The sequence below is a fragment of the Massilia sp. TSP1-1-2 genome, from assembly GCF_049896185.1.
Taxonomy (GTDB): Bacteria; Pseudomonadota; Gammaproteobacteria; order Burkholderiales; family Burkholderiaceae_D; genus Telluria_A.
This window is the reverse complement of record NZ_JAFCTU010000031.1, coordinates 19,801-37,632: the sequence shown is the minus strand read 5'-3', so window position 1 is coordinate 37,632 and position 17,832 is coordinate 19,801. Positions and strand designations below refer to the sequence as shown.

Here is a 17,832-nt window from a genome sequence, read left to right as displayed (position 1 = left end):
CAGACTAGCCGCTGGACTAGCCACGCCTCTACGCAGCGCCCAGCACGGCGCTGTAGCAGGCGTCGGCAAAACCGATCCGGTCGGTCGTTGCGTTGCGCGCGTCTTCCATGCTGATTTTTTTATCGCGCAGTAAATGGACTAGCGCCGCATTCATCGAGTGGCAGCCGGCATTGAATTTTCCCGTGCCGCCATCCATCAGCGCGCGCACTTCCGCCAGCCGGCCCGATTCGATGATCCGCGTCACTTCCGGGTTCGACGTCAGGCACTCGGTGGCAAGATAGTAGCGCTCGCCTTCCATCGACGGCAGCAGCGCCTGGCACAGCACGCCGCGCAGGGCGCTGGCCAAGGCCTGCGATTGCGCTGCCGAATTACCCAGCAGGCGCAGCATTTTTTGCAAACCCAGCTCGGTCGAGCGGGCGTGCAGCGAGGCCAGCACCAGCGGTCCCGACTCGGCCAGCGCCAGCGCTTCCTGCGCCGTTTGCGCGTCGCGGATTTCACCGATGACGATCACGTCCGGCCGCTCGCGCAAGGCGTCGAGCGCGCCGCTGTAGTAACTGTCGACGTCGCCATCGCGCCCCACTTCGCGCTGGGTGATGATGCAATGGCGCTGGGGAATCAGGGTTTCCACCGGGTCTTCAATGGTGATGATGTGGCCCGAGCGCGTCTTGTTGATCTGGTCGAGCATGGAGGCGATCGTGGTCGATTTTCCTTGGCAAGTGTCGCCGATGATCAGCACCAGGCCGCTGGTGAGCTTGGCAAAATCCTGCTCGGCCGCACGCAAGCCGAGACTGGAAAGCGCCAGCGGTTCCTTGGGGAAACGGCGCACCACGCAGCCGAGCCGCTTTTTACCCTGGAACGTAAAACAGTTGGCGCGGATGCGCGCGGTGTGCAGGTCAATCGAGCGGTCAAAGGCGCGGTCGGCGATGCGTTCCGACCAGTCCGGCTCGATGACCTCAAAGAACTCTTCCAGCTCTTCCTTGGTGATCGGCGAATCGCTGACCGCAACCAGGCCCTTGGGCTGGCGCAGCATCAGCGGACTGTTCTGGTGAATGATGATGTCGCTGAAAATCAGCTTGGAATTTAACAGATGCAAAATCTGTTCGACCAGCGTGCCGAACACGGGATGGTCTTCATTCTCGATGTAGGTCAGCGTACGAATTTGCGAGGACTGGTGGTTTTCCATCTGGCGGCGTCTCTTTAATCGGCAACAAAATTGTGCGACCAATTATACGGCGAGTCGGCAAACGGCAACGGGAAATATTGCAGTACGGATACACTCAATGAGGCATAAAAACAGCACCTTCAGTTTTGCATCCAGCGCCGCTGCGCGCGTTTTTTAACGCGTCCTGTGACCCCGCTGAAACCCCGTCTTCAAATCGGTCGACACTTTGACGCCGCCAGCATGGACGAACACTTCATCAGGCGGCTCATCGCCGGCCAGCGCGCCCGATACCACGGCCAGCCCCTCGCCCTTGCGCACCAGCGCGTCGCAGCGCTCATACACATTGCCGCAGCCGGTCTCGGCGATCAAAGCCTGCACGATTGGCACTTTCCAGGCATCCACGCCGGCCGCCTGGAATTCGCAGATCACATAACCCTCCTTGCCGCCATACTGCTCCACCAGCAAGCCGGGCAAGCCATCGGCCTCGGCATTGATCAGCTTGATGATCTCGTCGGGCCGGGCTTTTTTCGCCGCCGCCGCGCTGTTGGCCAGCGCCGCCTTCACCAGCCGCTTCATCAGCGCATGGTCGACCGGCTGGCCCTCGTCGAACGTCCATACCCGCGCCCGGATCTGCGACTTGGAATTGTATGCCGCCCGCGCCAAGAATTTTTGCGCCGATGTTTGCACGATGGCCGTGCCGCCCGGCTTCATTTTTTCATTCGGCTTGCCATCGACTTTTTCAACCGCCGAAGCGTAAATCCACGGCTCGCCGGCGAGCAAGCTTTTTTCCTTGCCCTGTTTGATAGTGATGATCAGCATAAGAATCAGTAAAATTTATTTGAAGCGCACATGATACCGCCTCCGGCAGGTTCTAGAGGACATCCTCTAGCCTGATGCGGTTTTTGTTGCCATTAGACCGATCGGTCTATAGCATCCATTGCATGACATCCCTAGCCGCCCGCACCCGCCTGATCAACGCCATGACGGCCGCCCTGCAAAAGCGCGGGCTGCACGGCAGCGGCCTGACCGAACTGCTGGCCGCCGCCGGCGCGTCCAAGGGCGTGCTGTATCACCACTTCCCGGGTGGCAAAACAGAATTGGCCGTCGCGGCCGTCAATGCCACCGTCATCCGCCTGTGCAAGATGCTTGACGAACGCATGGCCGGCAATGACCCGGCCGCCGCCCTGATGGCGTGGATCGATACCGCCCAGAATCGCCTTGCCGCCAGTGGCTACGAAAACGGTTGTCCGTTGGCCACCATCGCCCTAGAAACCACCGCCGCCGACGTCGAGATTCGCGCCGCGCTGGGCGCCGGTTTTTCGATGATCCGCGTGCGCATGGCGGACGCACTGCTGCGCGCCGGCTACGCGAGCGCCTCCGCCAATGCCCTTGCCGCCTTGCTGCTGGCAGCCTATGAAGGCGGTCTGCTGCAGGCGCGCGCGGCCGGCACCCCCGAACCCATGAACCTGGTCGGCGAAGCGCTGCTTTCGCTGTTGACCCTGCACCGCCCACCGGAGTAACGCATGCCCGAATTTCAAGCCAAGAGTCAAGTTGAGAGTCAAACCAAGCGCCAAGTCACGAGCGTCGCGCTGACCTTGACCACCGCCGACGGCTACCCGATTGCCGCCACCCGCTACCCCGCCCACGGAACAGCGCGCGCCCACCTGGTGATGGCCGGCGCCACCGGCGTGCCCCAGGGCTTCTACCGCCGCTTCGCCGAATTTGCCAGCAGCCAAGGTTACAGCGTGATGACGCTCGACTATCGCGGCATCGGGCGCTCGCGTCCGGCCAGCCTGAAGGGGTTTCGCATGGACTACCTGGACTGGGGCCGCCAAGACCTGGCCGCCGCCGTCGACGCCATGAGCACGCCCGACTTGCCGCTGTATGTGGTGGGCCATTCGTATGGCGGCCACGCGTTTGGCTTGCTGCCCAACCATGACAAGGTTGCCGCCCTGTACACCTTTGCCACCGGCGCCGGCTGGCATGGCTGGATGCCCCCGCTCGAACGCCTGCGCGTGCTGCTGATGTGGCGCGTGATCGGCCCGCTGATCGTGCGCCTCAAGGGCTACCTGGCGTGGAACTGGCTGGGCATGGGCGAAGACTTGCCGATCGACGTCTACCGCCAATGGAAGCACTGGTGCACCTTTCCGCACTACTTTTTCCAGGACCCTAAAATGGCGCACCTGAAGGCCGGTTTCGCCAGCGTGCGCAGCCCCATCATGGCGTGCAACGCCCTCGACGACCTGTGGGCGCGGCCCACCTCGCGCGACGCTTTCATGGCCGGCTACAGCAACGTGGCGGTGCAGGCGACCGACGTTGACCCGGCCAGCGCGGGCATGGGGCCAATCGGGCACATGGGCTACTTCAAGCAGAACTGCCTGCCCTTGTGGCAAGGCGCGCTGGACTGGTTCGAGCAGCACCGCGCTGCGAGCGCCGCCCCCCTGTCGCGCTAAATTGCATTCTGTCTGGCGCGCCCGGCAGTTTGTCGCAAACGACAAGCGTGCCGGCCCGCTCTTTCTTATGATGGCTCCAGACCACTACAAGGAGCCACCATGAAACACCAGTTCAACCTCACCTCCCGCCTGCGCCAGCTTGCCTTGGCCGCCGCCGTTGTTGCCTGCGCGGTCCCGCTGACGATGGCCATGGCCGGCCCGATGGACTGGATCGGCGGCGCCAAGGTCCAAGGCAGCGGAAAGGTCGTCAAACAGACGCGGGCACTGGCCCACTTCACCGGCGTCAATCTGAATGTCCCAGGCGACATGGAACTTCGCCTCGGCAACACCGAGAGCATCACCATCGAGACCGACGACAACCTGCTGCCGCTCATTGAAAGCGTGATTGAGGATGGCGTGCTGCGCATCCGGCCGGTCAAGCGCAACACCAACTTGCACGCGCGCACCTTGCATATCGTGGTGTACGCCAAGAATATCGACCGGCTGGCCCTGTCGGGTTCGGGCTCCATCGATTCGGACGCGCTCAAGGGCAACAAGCTGCAGTTCGACATTGGCGGCTCCGGTTCCATCAACGTCAAGGGGATGGAGGCTGAAGCGGTCGCCATTAGCGTGGGCGGCAGTGGCGACTTGAAGAGCGGCGCGGGCAAGGCCAACACACTGTCGGTGTCGATTGGCGGCTCGGGTGACGTGGATGTGGGCAAAGTCCAGGTGGGCGACGCGAGCGTCAGCGTGGCCGGTTCGGGCGAAGCGACGGTGTGGGCCAACCGGGGCTTGAGCGTGACGATCGCCGGCTCGGGCGACGTCAATTACTACGGCGACCCGAAGGTCAGCACGTCGGTGGTGGGATCAGGCGACATCACCCGCATGGGCAGCTCGCCCAGGTAAGCCGATCGCCACGGACTGTAGGTCGGAAAAGGGCGAAGCCCTTTTCCGACCTACCAAAGCCTACGAAAGCTAACTCTATGGCCGCTAGTGCACCGCTTGCGGACTGACAAACGTCATCGGCTTGACCGGTACCTTGACCGTCACGCTGTCGCCCTTGCCATCCTTGCCTCGCACCAGCAAGGTCAGTTCGATCGCCTCGCCCGCCTTCAACTGGCGCTTCAATCCGGTCAGCATGATGTGATACCCGCCCGACGCCAGATTGACCACCTTCCCCGCCGGCAAATCAATCCCGTCAACCGCCCCCATCTTCATCATGGACCCGGTCATTTCCATTTTGTGCAGCTCGACCGTGGCCGCAACCGGTGAGCGCACGCCCACCAAGCGCACCGCCGTTGCCGACTGCACATGCATGAACGCGCCTGTGCTGGCCTGGGCTGGGACGGTGGCACGTACCCAAGGCGCGGTCACGCTTACTTGCGCTTGTGCCTGGGCCGCGCCAGAAAGCAAGCTCAGCAGAAAAGTGGCGGCAAACAGTTTGTTCATGATCAAATTATAGCTCAGCGCTCGGCCTTGAAATCTTCGCGTTCGATCAGCACCGTCGAGACGCTGTCGGTCAGGTAAATCTGTCCATCCTGTATCGTGCACTGCAGCTGCATGTTGCGGCTGGCCAGCGCCGTCAGCTGCGCGCTGGCCTCGGCCGGGATGTTAATCACCGACAGTTGCTTGGCCCGCTCAAGCTTGTTGGCAATTTGCTTGTACCAGATGTGGCTCGTTGCGCTGTAGCTATAGACCACCACCCGCTCGCTGCGTCCGGCCGCCTTCATCAGACGTTTTTCGTCCGGCTGGCCGACCTCGATCCACAACTGGATCGCCCCGGTCAAATCCTTTTGCCACAAATCCGGCTCTTCGGTGTCGAACAAGCCTTTGGTGAACGTCAGCGACTCGCTCGCATGAATGGCAAACGCCAGCAGGCGGATCATCATGCGTTCATCGGTTTCCGAGGGGTGGCGCGCCAGCGTCAGGAGATGTTCCTGGTAGTAGTTGCGGTCCATGTCCGCAATCTGCAGTTCTGCCTTGTAAATTGTTGCTTTGAGAGCCATCGATGCCAGTGCCTTTATTTACTTTAGTGACTTGAATTACGTTGATTACTTGAAGACGACCGTCTTGTCGCCGTTTTGCAAAATGCGGTGTTCCACAAACCATTTGACGGCGCGCGCCAGCACCACGCACTCGACGTCGCGCCCGATGGCGCTGAGCGTGTCCGCATCCATCGCATGATCGACCCGCTCTACATCTTGCTCGATGATCGGTCCTTCATCCAGGTCGCCGGTGACGAAGTGGGCTGTCGCGCCGATCAGCTTGACCCCGCGGTGATGCGCCTGCGCATACGGTTTCGCGCCTTTAAAGCTGGGCAAAAATGAGTGGTGGATATTGATCGCCTTGCCGCGCATCGCCTCGCACAGGTTGGGCGACAAGATCTGCATGTAGCGCGCCAGCACCACCAGGTCAATTTGATGGGTAGCCATCAAGTCCAGCACGCGCGCTTCCTGGGCCAGCTTGGTGGCTGCGTGCGCCCCTGCGGCCAGCGGCAAATGGTGAAACGGAATATTGTAGCTAGCCGCCAGCTGGTAAAAATCCATGTGGTTCGACACGATCGCCGGAATCTCGACCGGCAGCAGGCCGCTCTTGTAGCGAAACAGCAAGTCGTTCAGGCAATGGCCGATTTTCGACACCATCAGCATCACGCGCGGCTTGGCGCGGGCGTCGTGCAACTGTCCGTGCATACCCATCTGCGTGCATAGCGCCGCGTACTGCTCGCGCAGCACGGTGTCGCCCACGGCCCCGTCTTCCAGCGCAAAATGCACGCGCATGAAAAACAGCTTCGACTCGGCATCGCCAAATTGCGCCGAGTCGATAATATTGCAGCCATGCTCGGCCAAAAAGCCTGTTACGCGGTGCACGATGCCGCGTTGATCCAGGCAGGACAGGGTCAGAATATATTCCGGATGGGTCATAGTTAACTAGGTGTCGAAGCAAGAAGATTGTGACCCTTGTATTGTCGCACGGGCCGCCCGAAAACGAATCAGCATAAAAAAGCACGAGCGTTCCAATTTCCGGTATAGTAGTCAGATTGCCCCCATACATAAAGGACTTCGCCATGTCGATTACCGCCCTGAAAAACCAGCAATTCCGCCTCGCCGCCCGCCCGGTTGGCCTGCCCAAGCGCAGCGACTGGGAACAGACGACCGAAGACGTGCGCGAAATTGCCGACGGCGAGATCGTCGTCAAGGCGCTGTATCTGTCGCTCGACCCGGCCATGCGCGGCTGGATGAATGAAGGCAAGTCCTACATCCGCCCGGTCGCCATTGGCGAGACCATGCGCGCCGGCGGCGTGGGCGTGGTAGTGGCGTCCAAAAGCGACAAGTTCGCTGTCGGCGATGTCGTTTCCGGCGGTATCGGCGTCCAGCAATACTGGGTTGGCGCGGCGGCCGACAAGACCGCCGGCTTTTTCAAAATCGACCCGCGCATGGCCCCGCTCACCACTTGGCTTAACACGCTCGGCATGCCCGGCATGACCGGTTACTTCGGCCTGATCGAATCGGGCTTGCCGAAAGCGGGCGAGACGGTCGTGGTGTCGGGCGCGGCGGGCGCAGTCGGCATGACGGTCGGGCAAGTGGCCAAGCATCTAGGCTGCCGCGTGGTCGGCATTGCCGGCGGCAAGGAAAAATGCGACTTCGTCGTCAATGAACTGGGCTTTGACGCCTGCATCGACTACAAGGGCGGCGACGTCAAGGATGGCTTGAAGGAACACTGCCCGAAAGGCGTGGACGTGTATTTCGACAATGTCGGGGGCGAGATCCTCGACGCCGTGCTCACCCGCATCAACCTGAAAGCGCGCATCGTCATCTGCGGCGCAATTTCCCAGTACAACAACACCAGCGCCGTCAAGGGCCCGGCAAATTATCTGTCGCTGCTGGTGAACCGCGCGCGTATGGAAGGCATCGTCGTGTTCGACTACGCCGACCGTTACCACACCGGCGTGGCGGCGATGGCCAAGTGGATGCAGGAAGGCACCTTCAAGAGCAAGGAAGATGTCGTCGACGGCCTTGAAAATTTCCCTGAAGCGTTGTTGATGCTATTTGAAGGCAAGAACTTCGGCAAGCTGTGCCTGAAGGTGGCCAACGCGTAAATCGTGAACATGGTGTAGCTGCCCGCCAAACAGCGGCAGCACGTTCGGCACACATCGTCCTCGCGCACGCGGCGCGCGATGTGTGTACTTGACCGAATCCGCGTCGGCCCCAACTTTACGGAACTCGGCACTTCAATCAAAGTCTACCTCTTGCTTATTCGAAGCACGCTCACCATTGCTGCGATGGTGTCCTTTCATTCGTCTTACATTGAGGTAGCCAATGCCAAGTTATCCCCCACATTCCCCCATGCGATCGGGCATCGAAGCCCAGGTCAGCTTCATGACCGAACTAACGCGCCGCAGCTACGATTCGGTCCGCAAGCTGAGCGAACTTAATCTGCATTTTGCCCAGCAGCTGTTGCAAGATGGCGTCGCGGCCACGCGCCAGGTGCTGGCCTGCTCCGACCCGCTGCAAATGGCGGCCACCATCGCCAACGCAAGCCAGCCCGCCGCCCAGCATTTGCGCAGCTATCAGCAGCAACTGATCGGCATGTTCACGGGCGCCCAGCTCGACCTGCTGCGCGAGGCTGAAACAATGGTGCCGCAGGCCGGCAGCTACAGCGCCGCGCTGGCGCAGGTCATGGCGGGCGAGCAACTCGCCGGCGACGATGCGCTCACCAACCCCTCGCGCGCCAACGGCACCTCGGCCGACAGTAGCGGCGCCGTGCACCATGTGCACTGATCCTCACTCACAGGAAGAGCACCATGTCCAACCAGGATAAGCCAAAAAACAATGCCGCCACCGATGCGCTTGAACTGCTGAAAGCCGATCACGACAAGGTAAAAAGCCTGTTCCGCGAATTTGAAAGCTTGAAAGGCAACGACGACGAGGACGAACGCAAGTCCGAACTGGTCGACGAAATCTGTTACGAACTGACGGTTCATTCCATGCTCGAAGAAGAAATCTTTTACCCGGTGCTGCGCTCGGCCATTGATGACGACGACATGATGGATGAAGCCGACGTCGAACATGCCGGCGCGCGCGAACTGATCAGCCAGCTCGAAGTCATGTATCCGGGCGACGATCACTTCGACGCCACGGTGACGGTGCTGGGCGAAGAAATCGCGCAGCATATCGACAAGGAAGAAAGCGACATGTTCGAGGCGGCCCGTTCCGCCGGCATCGATCTCGACGACCTCGGCGAGCAGCTCGCCGCCCGCAAGGAAGAACTCGACGAAGACCTGTCCTCGCCGCCCAGCTCGGTTGATGCGATGGAGCCGCGCAATGGCTCGCGGCGGGCGCCGCGCGCACCCAACTAAGGACAAGGCTGGAACTAATCATTTTGGGCGGGTCTCTAACTTCCGAGCGCGGCACTCAGGCGCTTTGATCCGATACCCGCCTACCCAAGGAGATCGACATGGCGACAAGCAAAGATAGTGGAAGCAAGAGCGGCAGCTCTGGCGGCAACGCGCAAAAGAGCAGCAGCGGCAACGGCGGCCCGGCAAAACGGGGCTTCGCCGCAATGGATGAAAACCAGCAGCGCGAAATCGCCAGCAAAGGCGGCCAGGCTGCGCATCAAAAAGGAACCGCACACGAATTCGATTCCGAAGAAGCGCGCCGGGCCGGCCAAAAAGGCGGCGAGGCGGTCAGCCGCAACCGGGAACACATGGCCGACATCGGCCGCAAGGGTGGGGAAAGCCGCCAGTCAGCCGCGCGCAACAACAAGGAAGGCGCCCCCGCCGCCAAACCGGGCTCGCGCCAGGGAGGCAAGAGCGGCGAGTAAGCCGCAGGCAAGCACCTAGCGGCAGGCAGCAGGCAGCAGGCAGCAGTCAGCAGTCAGCAACCAGCAACCAGCAACCAGCAACCAGCAACCAGCAATCATCAAGCAGCAGTCTCAGCCGCAAGCACCAATGTGAGCCTCAACACCGGGCTGGCGCCGTTAACGGCGCCAGCCCGTTTGTATGTGTTCATCTTGGCCGCACAGTTAGAAAAAGCATATCGCTTCCCTGCGATGGCGTGATCAGTCGGGCCACGTTTTGCACGCCGGTATGGCAATCAGCCAAGCGGAACGCAAAACAAGCGCCACCGCCCCCCGCATTCAGTCTATCCTCATGTTAATATTTCCGCCCAACGATCCCGGAGCATGCGCAGGCATCATCTCCTTTGGAAAAACCCCATGAATTCGCCGGACAAGAATGCCGCCTTGCACGCTCCCGACCCGACGACCACGTCCGTCGATGCGCCCGGTCGCGACGCCATCGCGCGCACCCTGGACGCCCTGTACGACGGACGCCAGCCGCGCACCTACGAAAACCCCAATCCGTGGAGCCGCGGCGGCGACGATCCGCTGGACGCCATCAGCGTCTGGCAACGGGCCGCACCGGTGCCCCACTGGCACTACGTGAGCTATGGCTTGTCCGACCTGTACGCAAAAAAATCAGGCAGCGCCGCCAGCGGCTACGGCTTTGAATTGACGCTGCGCGTAGCCTTCGAAGGCAGCGCCGGCGAGCCGCCGCTGTGGCCCATGCACCTGCTGCAAAGCCTGGCGCGCTACGTCTACCGCAGCGGTCACGGTTTCCACGACGGCCACCGGATGAGCATCAACGGCCCCATGTCGCTCGGTTCGCCAACTGCGCTGTGCTCGATGGCCTTTACCTTCGACCCGGAATTGCCAGCCATCGCCACGCCCAACGGCAGCGTCGCCTTCCTGCAAGTGGTGGGCCTCACGCTCGACGAGGAAGCCGTCGCCCACAAATGGGATACGCGCAAGCTGCTCGACACCTTATTGCCTTTCATGCCGCTATGGACAACCGACCTGCAGCGTCTTTCCTTGCTCGGCAAGCCGGGCGTGCTGATCACCGCGACCGAGGGCATCCGCCGCGATGGCTCGTCAAGCAGCGCGGCCTACACCGATCTGCTCGATCTGCACGAGCAAAAGCGCTGGCTGCGCAAGGCACTGGTGCGGGTAACGCTGGGCGCGCGCCAGATCGAGCAACTGGCTGAATTTATTCCCTTGCGCCTGCCTTTTGGCAAGACGTTCGAACTCACCGGCCCGCGCGGCCGGCTGCGCTTTGAACTGGGCAAGAAAAACAATTGGCGCCTCGGCCGCGACCGCGTGCTGCACCTGCAGGTGAGCGCCCAGACGGTCCAGGAATTGGCCACCCTGCTCCATCCCCGCGAAGGGGTGTACAAACTGCCGTCGTTCCAGCACATTCTGTGGGACGTGAAGCCGACCACGATTCGCAATGCCGAGGGCGGCATCGTCGACGTGATCGGCTAGCAGTTTTGCCGGAACGGTTTACAGGAATCAAGCGAGCCGGACACCAGGCTGGCCAAGGACAGTCCGCCAGGCTGCCAGCCAAGTCATTGAACCTGACAAGAACAAGATGACGCTTTTTCCGCTCTTCCAGCATACCCGGCGCCACCCGTCCGCCATCCTGCTGATGGTGCAACTGATGGGCATGCTGCTGTACCCCTTTATCGAGAGCACCCGCGCCGGGCTGGTGGTATTCAATGTATTCGGCGTTGTCGTGCTCGGCTTTACCGTGACCATGGTGCGCCGCACGCCCGGCCAGACCTGGTTCAGCGCGACCGTGGCGCTGGCGATCATCGCCTTGCTGGTACTCGAAACCTGGTTCGGCATGGGCATCTTGCTGCCCTGGTCGTCCGCATTGGAAGCGCTCTTCTATTTCCACGCCGCGTACAGCTTGATTTCCTACATGATGGAAGACTACCAGGCGACGACCGACGAACTGTTCGCCGCCGGCGCCACGTTCACGCTGATCGCGTGGGGTTTCACGCATGTCTTTATCGTGATGCAAACGCTGCAGCCGGGCACTTTTGCTGCCGCCGTCAATGCCGCCGATGCGCGCACCTGGAGCGAACTCAATTACCTCAGCTTCGCGCTGCTGTCCTCCACCGGCATTGGCGACGTGATTCCGCTCACCCCGCACGCACGCGCCGTGGCCAGTGTGGAAATGTTCTGCGGCCTGCTCTACCTGGCCGGCGTCGTCTCGCGCCTGATCGGCCTGACCATGCAGGCGCGCCCCGGCAAGTAAATCGCACACAAGATCGGGACAGCATCGAATCGACACCGGGGTCAGACCACTTTTGCGTGTTAAAGTGCGAGAATGCAAGTGCTCAAATATCTCAGCGCGTATTCGGACCAGACGCGCGCGCAAGTGTCCAAGCTCATCAAAGAGGACAAGCTGGCCGACGTATTGCGCCAGCGTTATTCGTCCGCCCACGCGATTCGCACCGACAAGGGGCTTTACGACTACGTCCAGGATTTGAAATCGGAATTCCTGCGCAACGCCGATCCGATTAACAAGGTAGCGTACGACAACAAAATCCATGTGATCCAGCACGCGCTCGGCCTGCACACGTCCATTTCGCGCGTCCAGGGAGGCAAGCTCAAGGCCAAACATGAAATCCGCGTCGCGACCATGTTCAAGGATGTGCCGCTGGAATTTTTGCGGATGATCGCCGTCCACGAGCTGGCGCACGTCAAGGAAAAGCAGCACGACAAGCCATTCTACAAGCTGTGCTGCTACATGGAACCGAATTACCACCAGTACGAATTCGACCTGCGCCTCTACCTTACCCAGCTCGAGCTGTCGCCCGAGCGCCTGTGGTAAGCCGCCTGCCTGTAGCGCGCCCTATTTGGCCAGCTTGTAACGCTGCTCGCGATACAGCAGCGACGGCAGGATGACGTGCGCCATGGCCTTGTCGACCTGCGCCGCGCTCGGCTTTTCTTGCCCCAGCGTCAGCTCGCCCTTGGCCGAATCATACTGCCCCAGCAACGGCGCCTGGCTGGGCCGCAAGATGGTGGCAGTGCTGCCCTCCAGCCACGCGAAATAATTATCGAACTGCAGCATCGCGCGGCCCGGCGCCTCGCTCTCGCGCGCCAGGTCGCGCCCGATCATCGGGTGCGCGCTCGACACGCCCATCAGCGACAGCAGCGTCGGCCCGAGGTCGATTTGGCTGGCGATGGTCTTGATGGTTTTCGGCTGGATGTCCGCCCCCATGATCAAGCCGGGTATGTGGAATTTGTTGATCGGCACCAGGCTGTTGCCGTACACCCGGTTGTCATGGTCGGCAACGATCAGGAACACGGTGTCTTTCCAATAATCCTGCTTCTTGGCTTCGCTGATGAATTTGCCAAGGGCGTAATCGGCGTATTTGACGGCATTGTTGACGGTCTGTTTGGCCGGGTCATGCAGCGTGATTTTACCGTCGGGAAACTCAAACGGTTCATGGTTCGATGAGCTGAAAATCAGGCTGAAAAAAGGCTTGTTCTCGGAATGCAATTGCTTGAGGCGCTCGAGCGACTTGTTGAACAAGTCCTCGTCGCACGCGCCCCAGGCGCCTTCAAACGTCATCTTCATGTCGCGCCGGTCGACGATCTTTTGAAAACCGTTACCTGTGAAAAAGCCGCGCATATTGTCGAAGTGCGCCTCGCCGCCATACACGAATTCGGTGTGGTAGCCCTGCTTGCCCAAGCCCAGCGCCAGCGTGTAAAAATTTTGCTGCGCGAGCGAAAGCTTGACCACGCTGCGCGCCGGGGTTGGCGCGTAGCCCGACACCACCGCTTCGATGCCGCGCACCGAGCGCGTGCCGGTCGCATACAGCTGCTCGAACCACCAGCCTTCCTGGCGCAGTTTTTCCAGTTCCGGCGTCACCGGCACGCCGCCCAGCGAAGCGACAAAGGTCGCGCCCAGGCTTTCCTCGAGCACAATCACCAAATTTAACGGCTTGTCGCGCTTGACCGCCGCCTGCTGGAAGTGCAAGGTGGGCAGCTCGGCCGAGTCAAAACGGTAGTCGGCGAGCCACGGCGCGGCCTTCACCTGCTGGAATACTTTTTCGCGCGGGAAGGCGCCGTAGATTTCGGACGAATGGGCTTCCTTGCGCATCGACGCGAACGCGTCCAGCACCGACCAGCCCGAATTGATGATCAGCGAATTGACCAGCGCGTCGCCGCTAAGCGCAAACAGCGCCGGATTGGCCGGCCGGTGGCCCGTCGTCGAGCGCACCTGCACCAGCACCAGCAGCACGACCAAGGGCCACGTGAGCAGCAGTTTCTTGCTCGACCAGGTGACAGCCTGGTCGGACGCGTGTTTCAGCAAGCGGTAACTGCCCAGTCCAAGCAGCACTGTAAATACCACGCCGCCGACCAGAGCAATCCGAAAGCCGTTCCACAGCGTGGCGAGCACTTCCTTTGGATAGGACAGGTATTCGATGAACAGCCGGTTCGGGCGCACATCGAACTGCATGATGAACTGGGGCGACGAGAGCTCCATGAACACCACGAAAATGAAGGCCACCGTGGCCCACACGGCACTGAAGATCTTCCAGAAGCGCGCCGAAAACCGGTGCGCGAGCAGGGGCGCGAGCAGCACCGGCACCACGATCAGGTAGCCAAGCAGGATCAGGTCGGCGCGCACGCCCTGCACCAGCATCTGGCCCACGATGCCGGCCGCCTTGACGCGCTCCCACTGCCAGGCAATGAGCGCCACGCGCGCCACTGACAATACGGCCAGTCCGAGCAGTACCATCTGCAGCAGCACCGCGTACGGCCCCGCCCAGCGGGTGAGGCGTGCCAGGCGGCTGGCGCCCGGCGGTGCGGTCGATGCGGTGGGTGCGGCGCGTTCAGTCATGGCGTAATACCGGGTTCGTTAAATGGTGTGCCCGGGATTTTACCTGCCTATTCGAAATCCACCATGACTTTGTCGATTTTCTCATGGGGGAACCCGGGCCGCAACCCGGGCCGCCGTCCCTTAACGCCGCTGCATGCTCCACTGCTGGTTGACAGCGTTCGAGAGCGGGTACTGGATGATCGGTGCATTCTCGTCCAGGCTCTTGCCTTTCACGTCAAGCACCATGCCGCTTAGCTGATTGGCCAGCGTTACCGAACCGGCCGCCGGACTGGCAAAGCGCCATTGCTGCCCGGCCCCGCCCCAGTAGTCCCACTGCGCGATATTGGTCCCGGCCATGGTCGAATTGCCGTAGTTGTCCAGGCTGCGCAGGCTGGCCGCGTTGATGATGCTGTAGTCGCCGTCGCCATGCCCCATCACGTACCACGACTGGTGTTTGGCGCCCGTATCGCCCGCTTGCACCACCAGCGCGCCATTCGCCGCTGCCGCCCCGGCCACCGTCAAGGCCTTGCCCGACAGGCGCGACTTGATCGCATAGGTGCCGTCGCTGATGCCCCCGCAGCCGGCAAAGCTGGAAAAATTGCGCGTCAATACGGGCCAGCCGTCGGCATCGTAACTCATTTTATGGAACTGCAGCTTGGCGTTGCCGCCGTCATTGGTGTCGTAATAGTGGGTCGAGACGAACTGGCAGCCATCCTGCTTGAGCACGCCCACGTGCCCCGGGCCCTTGAAGTTGGCATCGATATTGGCCAGCACCGTGCGCGTGCCCGAATACGGGCCCGTCACGCTGGTGGCGCGCTGCACCTGCACGTAGTAGGTGCTGTCGGCGCCCTTGCAGCAGGCGCCGCGGTTGACGAACAGGTAGTAATAGGCGCCGTTGCGCGTGATGTAGGGCGCCTCGTAGTCGCGCGTGGCGCCACCGCCCAGCAGGTGGGTGACGCTGCCGGCCAGCTTGCCGGTGGCCTGGTTGATTTGCGCCACGCCGATCCCGCCCGAAAACGAGCCGTAGCTCATGTAGACCTTGCCGTCATGGTCGCGCATCAGGGCCGGGTCGATCGCGTTGATCTCGCTGCTGCCGCCATACGACTCGACCACGATGCCCAGGTCTTGCCAGGACGGGTTTTTCAGCGATGCCGACCGCGCCACCCCGATCGCCGACGACGACGTGCCAAAGGTCGAGACCGAATAATACAAATACCAGTAACCGTTCATATGCACCACGTCGGGCGCCCAGAACGAGCCGCTAAAGTTGGGAATCTTGTTCTTGATCCATGCCGGATACGTGCTGAACACGGGCGCCGGCCCTGCGCTCCAGGTCACCATGTCCTTCGACGTCGAGTACCAGATACCGGTGCCGGTGGTGAAGTTGAACCAGGTGTCGCCGTCGCGGGTGACGGTGCCGGGATCGTGCGCATTTTGCAGCCCGGCCAGGTTGACGGCCGGCGCGCGCGCGGCGCACAGGATCAGGCATAGCGCTGCCATTAGATGTTTCAACATATGTCTCCAATATTATTGTGGTTTTTTGTGGTTTTTGTGATGTCGTCGTCCTACAGCTGGTGCTGCAAATCTAGCTTAGGAGCAAGTCAATACGGTTGCCAATGAATTTTTTGTGCGGAGCGATAACAAAAATGATATCGGCGAACCATGCCAAATGTTGCAATTGCGCACGAAATATTTCACTAACAACTATTTCTATCGAATACCTGTCGACAATCAACATCCCGCTGTATAAAGTTAACCCGTGCCTTTCATTTCTAAGAGGCAACAGTTGCTCGCGTTTTGCGCGGCGCGTTGCAAGCAAGGCACGACATTGGACCCATCATGCAAAACCCGACCAAACCATCTCTCCCCCTGAATGCCCCTGCATTGCACGCCATCGCCTTGGCCGCCCTGCTGCTGGCCGGCAGCGGCGCGCACGCGGCCGACGACGTTTATCCGGCCTTGAGCTTTAGCGGCTTCGGCAGCCTGGGCGTGGTCCACTCCGACTACGACCAGGCCGACTTCACCTCGAATATCCTGAAAGGCGATGGCGCCGGCGGTAGCCATAACTGGGCGGCCAATCTGGACTCGCGCCTGGGCGGGCAGTTGGGCGTCAAGTTCGACAAACAATGGTCGGCCGTGGTGCAACTCGGCGTCGAACAGCGCTACGACTCGAGCTACCGGCCCCAGGTCGAATGGGCCAACGTCAAGTACCAGGCCACGCCCGACCTGGCGCTGCGCGTGGGCCGCATCGCGCTGCCGATTTTCCTGGCCGCCGACTACCGCAAAATCGGCTATGCCTATCCATGGGCGCGCACGCCCAATGAAGTCTACGGCGGCGTCCCGATCACCAACAGCGACGGCGCCGATATCGCCTACCGCTGGCAGGCGGGCCGCGTCAAGCACACCACGCAAGCCTTTTTTGGCAGGACCGACGTCTACCTGACCAAAACCACCAATGTCAAAGCGCGCCACCTGGCCGGTATTACCCACACTGCTGAATGGGGTCCGGCCACGGTCCGCGTCTCCGCCTTTACGACGGTGCTGGACCTCAACATCGTGCGCGAACTGTTCGATGGCTTTCGCAAGTTCGGTCCTGCAGGCGCCACCATCGCCGACAAGTACGACGTCGTCGACAAGCGTACCTCCGGCTTTGCGGTAGGCCTCAACTACGACCCGGGCAAGTGGTTCCTGATGGCCGAGGCCGGACGCATAAGCACACCTGCATTCTTGGGCGATACCCTCGGTATGTATGCCAGCGCCGGTTACCGCAGCGGCAACTTCACGCCCTATCTGTCGTATTCGCAGAACCGGGTCCTGAGCCAGCTCAGCGACCCTGGCCTGCTGCTGGCAGGTTTGCCCCCGCCTTATGCCTACGCCGCCGCCCAGCTCAACGGCAATCTGAACGTGCTGCTCACCTCCATCTCCAGCCAAACCAACCTGGCAGCCGGCGTGCGTTGGGATTTCCGACCCGACATGGCGCTCAAGCTGCAGTACGAACACCTGACACCGCGCGACGGCACCCGCGGCACGCTGATCAACACGCTGCCGGGGTTTGTATCGGGCCGCTCCGTCAACGTCACGAGCGCCGTGCTCGACTTCGTGTTTTGAAGGGGCCGACCATGCACCCCTTCTTATTACGCTTGTTCGGCGCCGGCCTGCTGGGCGCCCTTCTCGCGCATGGCGTCGCCGCCAGCGAACTGGTCGTCATCGTATCGTCGAAAAGCCCCGTCACCTCGCTGCGCCAGGACCAGGTGGCCGATATTTTCCTTGGCCAAATCGCGACGTTCCCCGGCGGAGCCGAGGCCGTGGCGCTCGACCAGAGCATCGGTTCGCCCGAACGGGACGAGTTCTACAGCAAGGTCGCGGACAAGACGCGCCCGCTGGTGAAGGCTTACTGGACCAAGATGATTTTCACCGGGCGCGGCCAGCCGCCGAAGGAACTCAGCGGCAGCGCCGCCGTGCGCAAGATGGTGGCCGACAATCCGGCGCTGATCGGCTACATCGACAAGGCCGCGCTCGATCCGAGCGTCAAGACCGTGCTGCTGGTACGCTGATGCGCAAGGCTT

Annotated in this window: 19 protein-coding genes; 12 read left to right on the top strand and 7 right to left on the bottom strand. The window is 61.5% G+C overall.

All coding sequences use genetic code 11. The annotated features are described in order from the left end of the window. Window positions 1-28 precede the first annotated feature (28 nt). Both ACP7BV_RS21565 and ACP7BV_RS21560 read right to left on the bottom strand, forming a co-directional pair. On the bottom strand, window positions 29-1,183 hold the full coding sequence (locus tag ACP7BV_RS21565; RefSeq protein WP_426106710.1) for a type IV pilus twitching motility protein PilT: 1,155 nt from the start codon (window positions 1,181-1,183) through the stop codon (window positions 29-31). Between the two features lie 153 nt (window positions 1,184-1,336). Continuing rightward, window positions 1,337-1,981 carry an SAM-dependent methyltransferase gene (locus ACP7BV_RS21560; RefSeq protein WP_426106709.1) on the bottom strand — a complete coding sequence of 215 codons (645 nt, stop codon included), beginning with the start codon at window positions 1,979-1,981 and terminating at the stop codon, window positions 1,337-1,339. Between the two features lie 122 nt (window positions 1,982-2,103). Between ACP7BV_RS21560 and ACP7BV_RS21555 the strand changes: the two genes are divergently transcribed. From ACP7BV_RS21555 to ACP7BV_RS21545, 3 genes are all read left to right on the top strand, one after another. Then, window positions 2,104-2,682 (top strand): TetR/AcrR family transcriptional regulator, encoded by a 579-nt coding sequence (locus tag ACP7BV_RS21555; protein ID WP_426106707.1) that lies wholly within the window; start codon window positions 2,104-2,106, stop codon window positions 2,680-2,682. Window positions 2,683-2,685: 3 nt separating this feature from the next. Beyond that, complete coding sequence (locus tag ACP7BV_RS21550; protein WP_426106706.1) at window positions 2,686-3,615, top strand: alpha/beta fold hydrolase; 930 nt, start codon at window positions 2,686-2,688, stop codon at window positions 3,613-3,615. A gap of 99 nt (window positions 3,616-3,714) precedes the next feature. Further along, window positions 3,715-4,500: a head GIN domain-containing protein gene (locus ACP7BV_RS21545; protein WP_426106705.1), complete on the top strand. Its 786-nt coding sequence runs from the start codon at window positions 3,715-3,717 to the stop codon at window positions 4,498-4,500. A gap of 84 nt (window positions 4,501-4,584) precedes the next feature. Here ACP7BV_RS21545 and ACP7BV_RS21540 read toward each other — a convergent pair whose 3' ends face one another. Genes ACP7BV_RS21540 through purU form a run of 3 tightly spaced genes read right to left on the bottom strand, consistent with a single transcriptional unit; the run spans window position 4,585 to window position 6,515 of the window. Next, complete coding sequence (locus ACP7BV_RS21540; protein WP_426106704.1) at window positions 4,585-5,043, bottom strand: copper chaperone PCu(A)C; 459 nt, start codon at window positions 5,041-5,043, stop codon at window positions 4,585-4,587. 14 nt (window positions 5,044-5,057) lie between these two features. Next, window positions 5,058-5,600, bottom strand: a complete 543-nt coding sequence (locus ACP7BV_RS21535; protein WP_426106702.1) for a YaeQ family protein — start codon at window positions 5,598-5,600, stop codon at window positions 5,058-5,060. A gap of 45 nt (window positions 5,601-5,645) precedes the next feature. Next, window positions 5,646-6,515: a formyltetrahydrofolate deformylase gene (gene purU / locus ACP7BV_RS21530; RefSeq protein ID WP_426106701.1), complete on the bottom strand. Its 870-nt coding sequence runs from the start codon at window positions 6,513-6,515 to the stop codon at window positions 5,646-5,648. A 143-nt stretch (window positions 6,516-6,658) separates the two neighbouring features. On the opposite strand from purU, the gene ACP7BV_RS21525 reads away from it, so the two are divergent. From ACP7BV_RS21525 to ACP7BV_RS21495, 7 genes are all read left to right on the top strand, one after another. Next, on the top strand, window positions 6,659-7,690 hold the full coding sequence (locus tag ACP7BV_RS21525; RefSeq protein ID WP_426106699.1) for an NADP-dependent oxidoreductase: 1,032 nt from the start codon (window positions 6,659-6,661) through the stop codon (window positions 7,688-7,690). 220 nt (window positions 7,691-7,910) lie between these two features. Further along, a complete protein-coding gene (locus ACP7BV_RS21520) occupies window positions 7,911-8,372 on the top strand; it encodes a phasin family protein (protein WP_426106698.1) in 462 nt (153 codons plus the stop codon). 23 nt (window positions 8,373-8,395) lie between these two features. Further along, the gene (locus tag ACP7BV_RS21515) at window positions 8,396-8,950 is read left to right on the top strand and encodes a hemerythrin domain-containing protein (RefSeq protein ID WP_426106697.1); all 555 of its coding nucleotides are present in this window, start codon (window positions 8,396-8,398) and stop codon (window positions 8,948-8,950) included. A 98-nt stretch (window positions 8,951-9,048) separates the two neighbouring features. Next, complete coding sequence (locus ACP7BV_RS21510) at window positions 9,049-9,414, top strand: KGG domain-containing protein (protein WP_426106695.1); 366 nt, start codon at window positions 9,049-9,051, stop codon at window positions 9,412-9,414. 393 nt (window positions 9,415-9,807) lie between these two features. Continuing rightward, on the top strand, window positions 9,808-10,911 hold the full coding sequence (locus ACP7BV_RS21505; RefSeq protein ID WP_426106694.1) for a suppressor of fused domain protein: 1,104 nt from the start codon (window positions 9,808-9,810) through the stop codon (window positions 10,909-10,911). A 106-nt stretch (window positions 10,912-11,017) separates the two neighbouring features. Then, entirely contained in the window at window positions 11,018-11,689 is a 672-nt protein-coding gene (locus tag ACP7BV_RS21500; protein WP_426106693.1) for an ion channel, read from the top strand. A gap of 72 nt (window positions 11,690-11,761) precedes the next feature. Continuing rightward, window positions 11,762-12,268: a YgjP-like metallopeptidase domain-containing protein gene (locus tag ACP7BV_RS21495; protein ID WP_426106691.1), complete on the top strand. Its 507-nt coding sequence runs from the start codon at window positions 11,762-11,764 to the stop codon at window positions 12,266-12,268. A gap of 21 nt (window positions 12,269-12,289) precedes the next feature. On the opposite strand, the gene ACP7BV_RS21490 is transcribed toward ACP7BV_RS21495, so the two are convergent. Further along, window positions 12,290-14,287 (bottom strand): LTA synthase family protein, encoded by a 1,998-nt coding sequence (locus ACP7BV_RS21490; protein ID WP_426106690.1) that lies wholly within the window; start codon window positions 14,285-14,287, stop codon window positions 12,290-12,292. A gap of 120 nt (window positions 14,288-14,407) precedes the next feature. Then, window positions 14,408-15,781: a family 43 glycosylhydrolase gene (locus ACP7BV_RS21485; RefSeq protein ID WP_426106689.1), complete on the bottom strand. Its 1,374-nt coding sequence runs from the start codon at window positions 15,779-15,781 to the stop codon at window positions 14,408-14,410. 324 nt (window positions 15,782-16,105) lie between these two features. Here ACP7BV_RS21485 and ACP7BV_RS21480 point away from each other — a divergent pair, with 324 nt between their 5' ends. Together ACP7BV_RS21480 and ACP7BV_RS21475 are read left to right on the top strand one after the other, a co-directional pair. After that, a complete protein-coding gene (locus ACP7BV_RS21480; protein ID WP_426106688.1) occupies window positions 16,106-17,374 on the top strand; it encodes a hypothetical protein in 1,269 nt (422 codons plus the stop codon). Window positions 17,375-17,385: 11 nt separating this feature from the next. After that, a complete protein-coding gene (locus ACP7BV_RS21475; protein WP_426106686.1) occupies window positions 17,386-17,820 on the top strand; it encodes a phosphate ABC transporter substrate-binding protein in 435 nt (144 codons plus the stop codon). Window positions 17,821-17,832 lie beyond the last annotated feature (12 nt).

Coding starts and splice junctions, on each gene's coding strand:
- ACP7BV_RS21555 (WP_426106707.1), top strand. CDS start 2,104: ATGACATCCCTAGCCGCCCGCACCCGCCTGATCAACGCCATGACGGCC.
- ACP7BV_RS21525 (WP_426106699.1), top strand. CDS start 6,659: ATGTCGATTACCGCCCTGAAAAACCAGCAATTCCGCCTCGCCGCCCGC.
- purU (WP_426106701.1), bottom strand. CDS start 6,515: ATGACCCATCCGGAATATATTCTGACCCTGTCCTGCCTGGATCAACGC.
- ACP7BV_RS21495 (WP_426106691.1), top strand. CDS start 11,762: ATGCAAGTGCTCAAATATCTCAGCGCGTATTCGGACCAGACGCGCGCG.
- ACP7BV_RS21500 (WP_426106693.1), top strand. CDS start 11,018: ATGACGCTTTTTCCGCTCTTCCAGCATACCCGGCGCCACCCGTCCGCC.
- ACP7BV_RS21480 (WP_426106688.1), top strand. CDS start 16,106: ATGCAAAACCCGACCAAACCATCTCTCCCCCTGAATGCCCCTGCATTG.
- ACP7BV_RS21485 (WP_426106689.1), bottom strand. CDS start 15,781: ATGTTGAAACATCTAATGGCAGCGCTATGCCTGATCCTGTGCGCCGCG.
- ACP7BV_RS21490 (WP_426106690.1), bottom strand. CDS start 14,287: ATGACTGAACGCGCCGCACCCACCGCATCGACCGCACCGCCGGGCGCC.
- ACP7BV_RS21520 (WP_426106698.1), top strand. CDS start 7,911: ATGCCAAGTTATCCCCCACATTCCCCCATGCGATCGGGCATCGAAGCC.
- ACP7BV_RS21475 (WP_426106686.1), top strand. CDS start 17,386: ATGCACCCCTTCTTATTACGCTTGTTCGGCGCCGGCCTGCTGGGCGCC.
- ACP7BV_RS21550 (WP_426106706.1), top strand. CDS start 2,686: ATGCCCGAATTTCAAGCCAAGAGTCAAGTTGAGAGTCAAACCAAGCGC.
- ACP7BV_RS21565 (WP_426106710.1), bottom strand. CDS start 1,183: ATGGAAAACCACCAGTCCTCGCAAATTCGTACGCTGACCTACATCGAG.
- ACP7BV_RS21515 (WP_426106697.1), top strand. CDS start 8,396: ATGTCCAACCAGGATAAGCCAAAAAACAATGCCGCCACCGATGCGCTT.
- ACP7BV_RS21540 (WP_426106704.1), bottom strand. CDS start 5,043: ATGAACAAACTGTTTGCCGCCACTTTTCTGCTGAGCTTGCTTTCTGGC.
- ACP7BV_RS21560 (WP_426106709.1), bottom strand. CDS start 1,981: ATGCTGATCATCACTATCAAACAGGGCAAGGAAAAAAGCTTGCTCGCC.
- ACP7BV_RS21510 (WP_426106695.1), top strand. CDS start 9,049: ATGGCGACAAGCAAAGATAGTGGAAGCAAGAGCGGCAGCTCTGGCGGC.
- ACP7BV_RS21535 (WP_426106702.1), bottom strand. CDS start 5,600: ATGGCTCTCAAAGCAACAATTTACAAGGCAGAACTGCAGATTGCGGAC.
- ACP7BV_RS21505 (WP_426106694.1), top strand. CDS start 9,808: ATGAATTCGCCGGACAAGAATGCCGCCTTGCACGCTCCCGACCCGACG.
- ACP7BV_RS21545 (WP_426106705.1), top strand. CDS start 3,715: ATGAAACACCAGTTCAACCTCACCTCCCGCCTGCGCCAGCTTGCCTTG.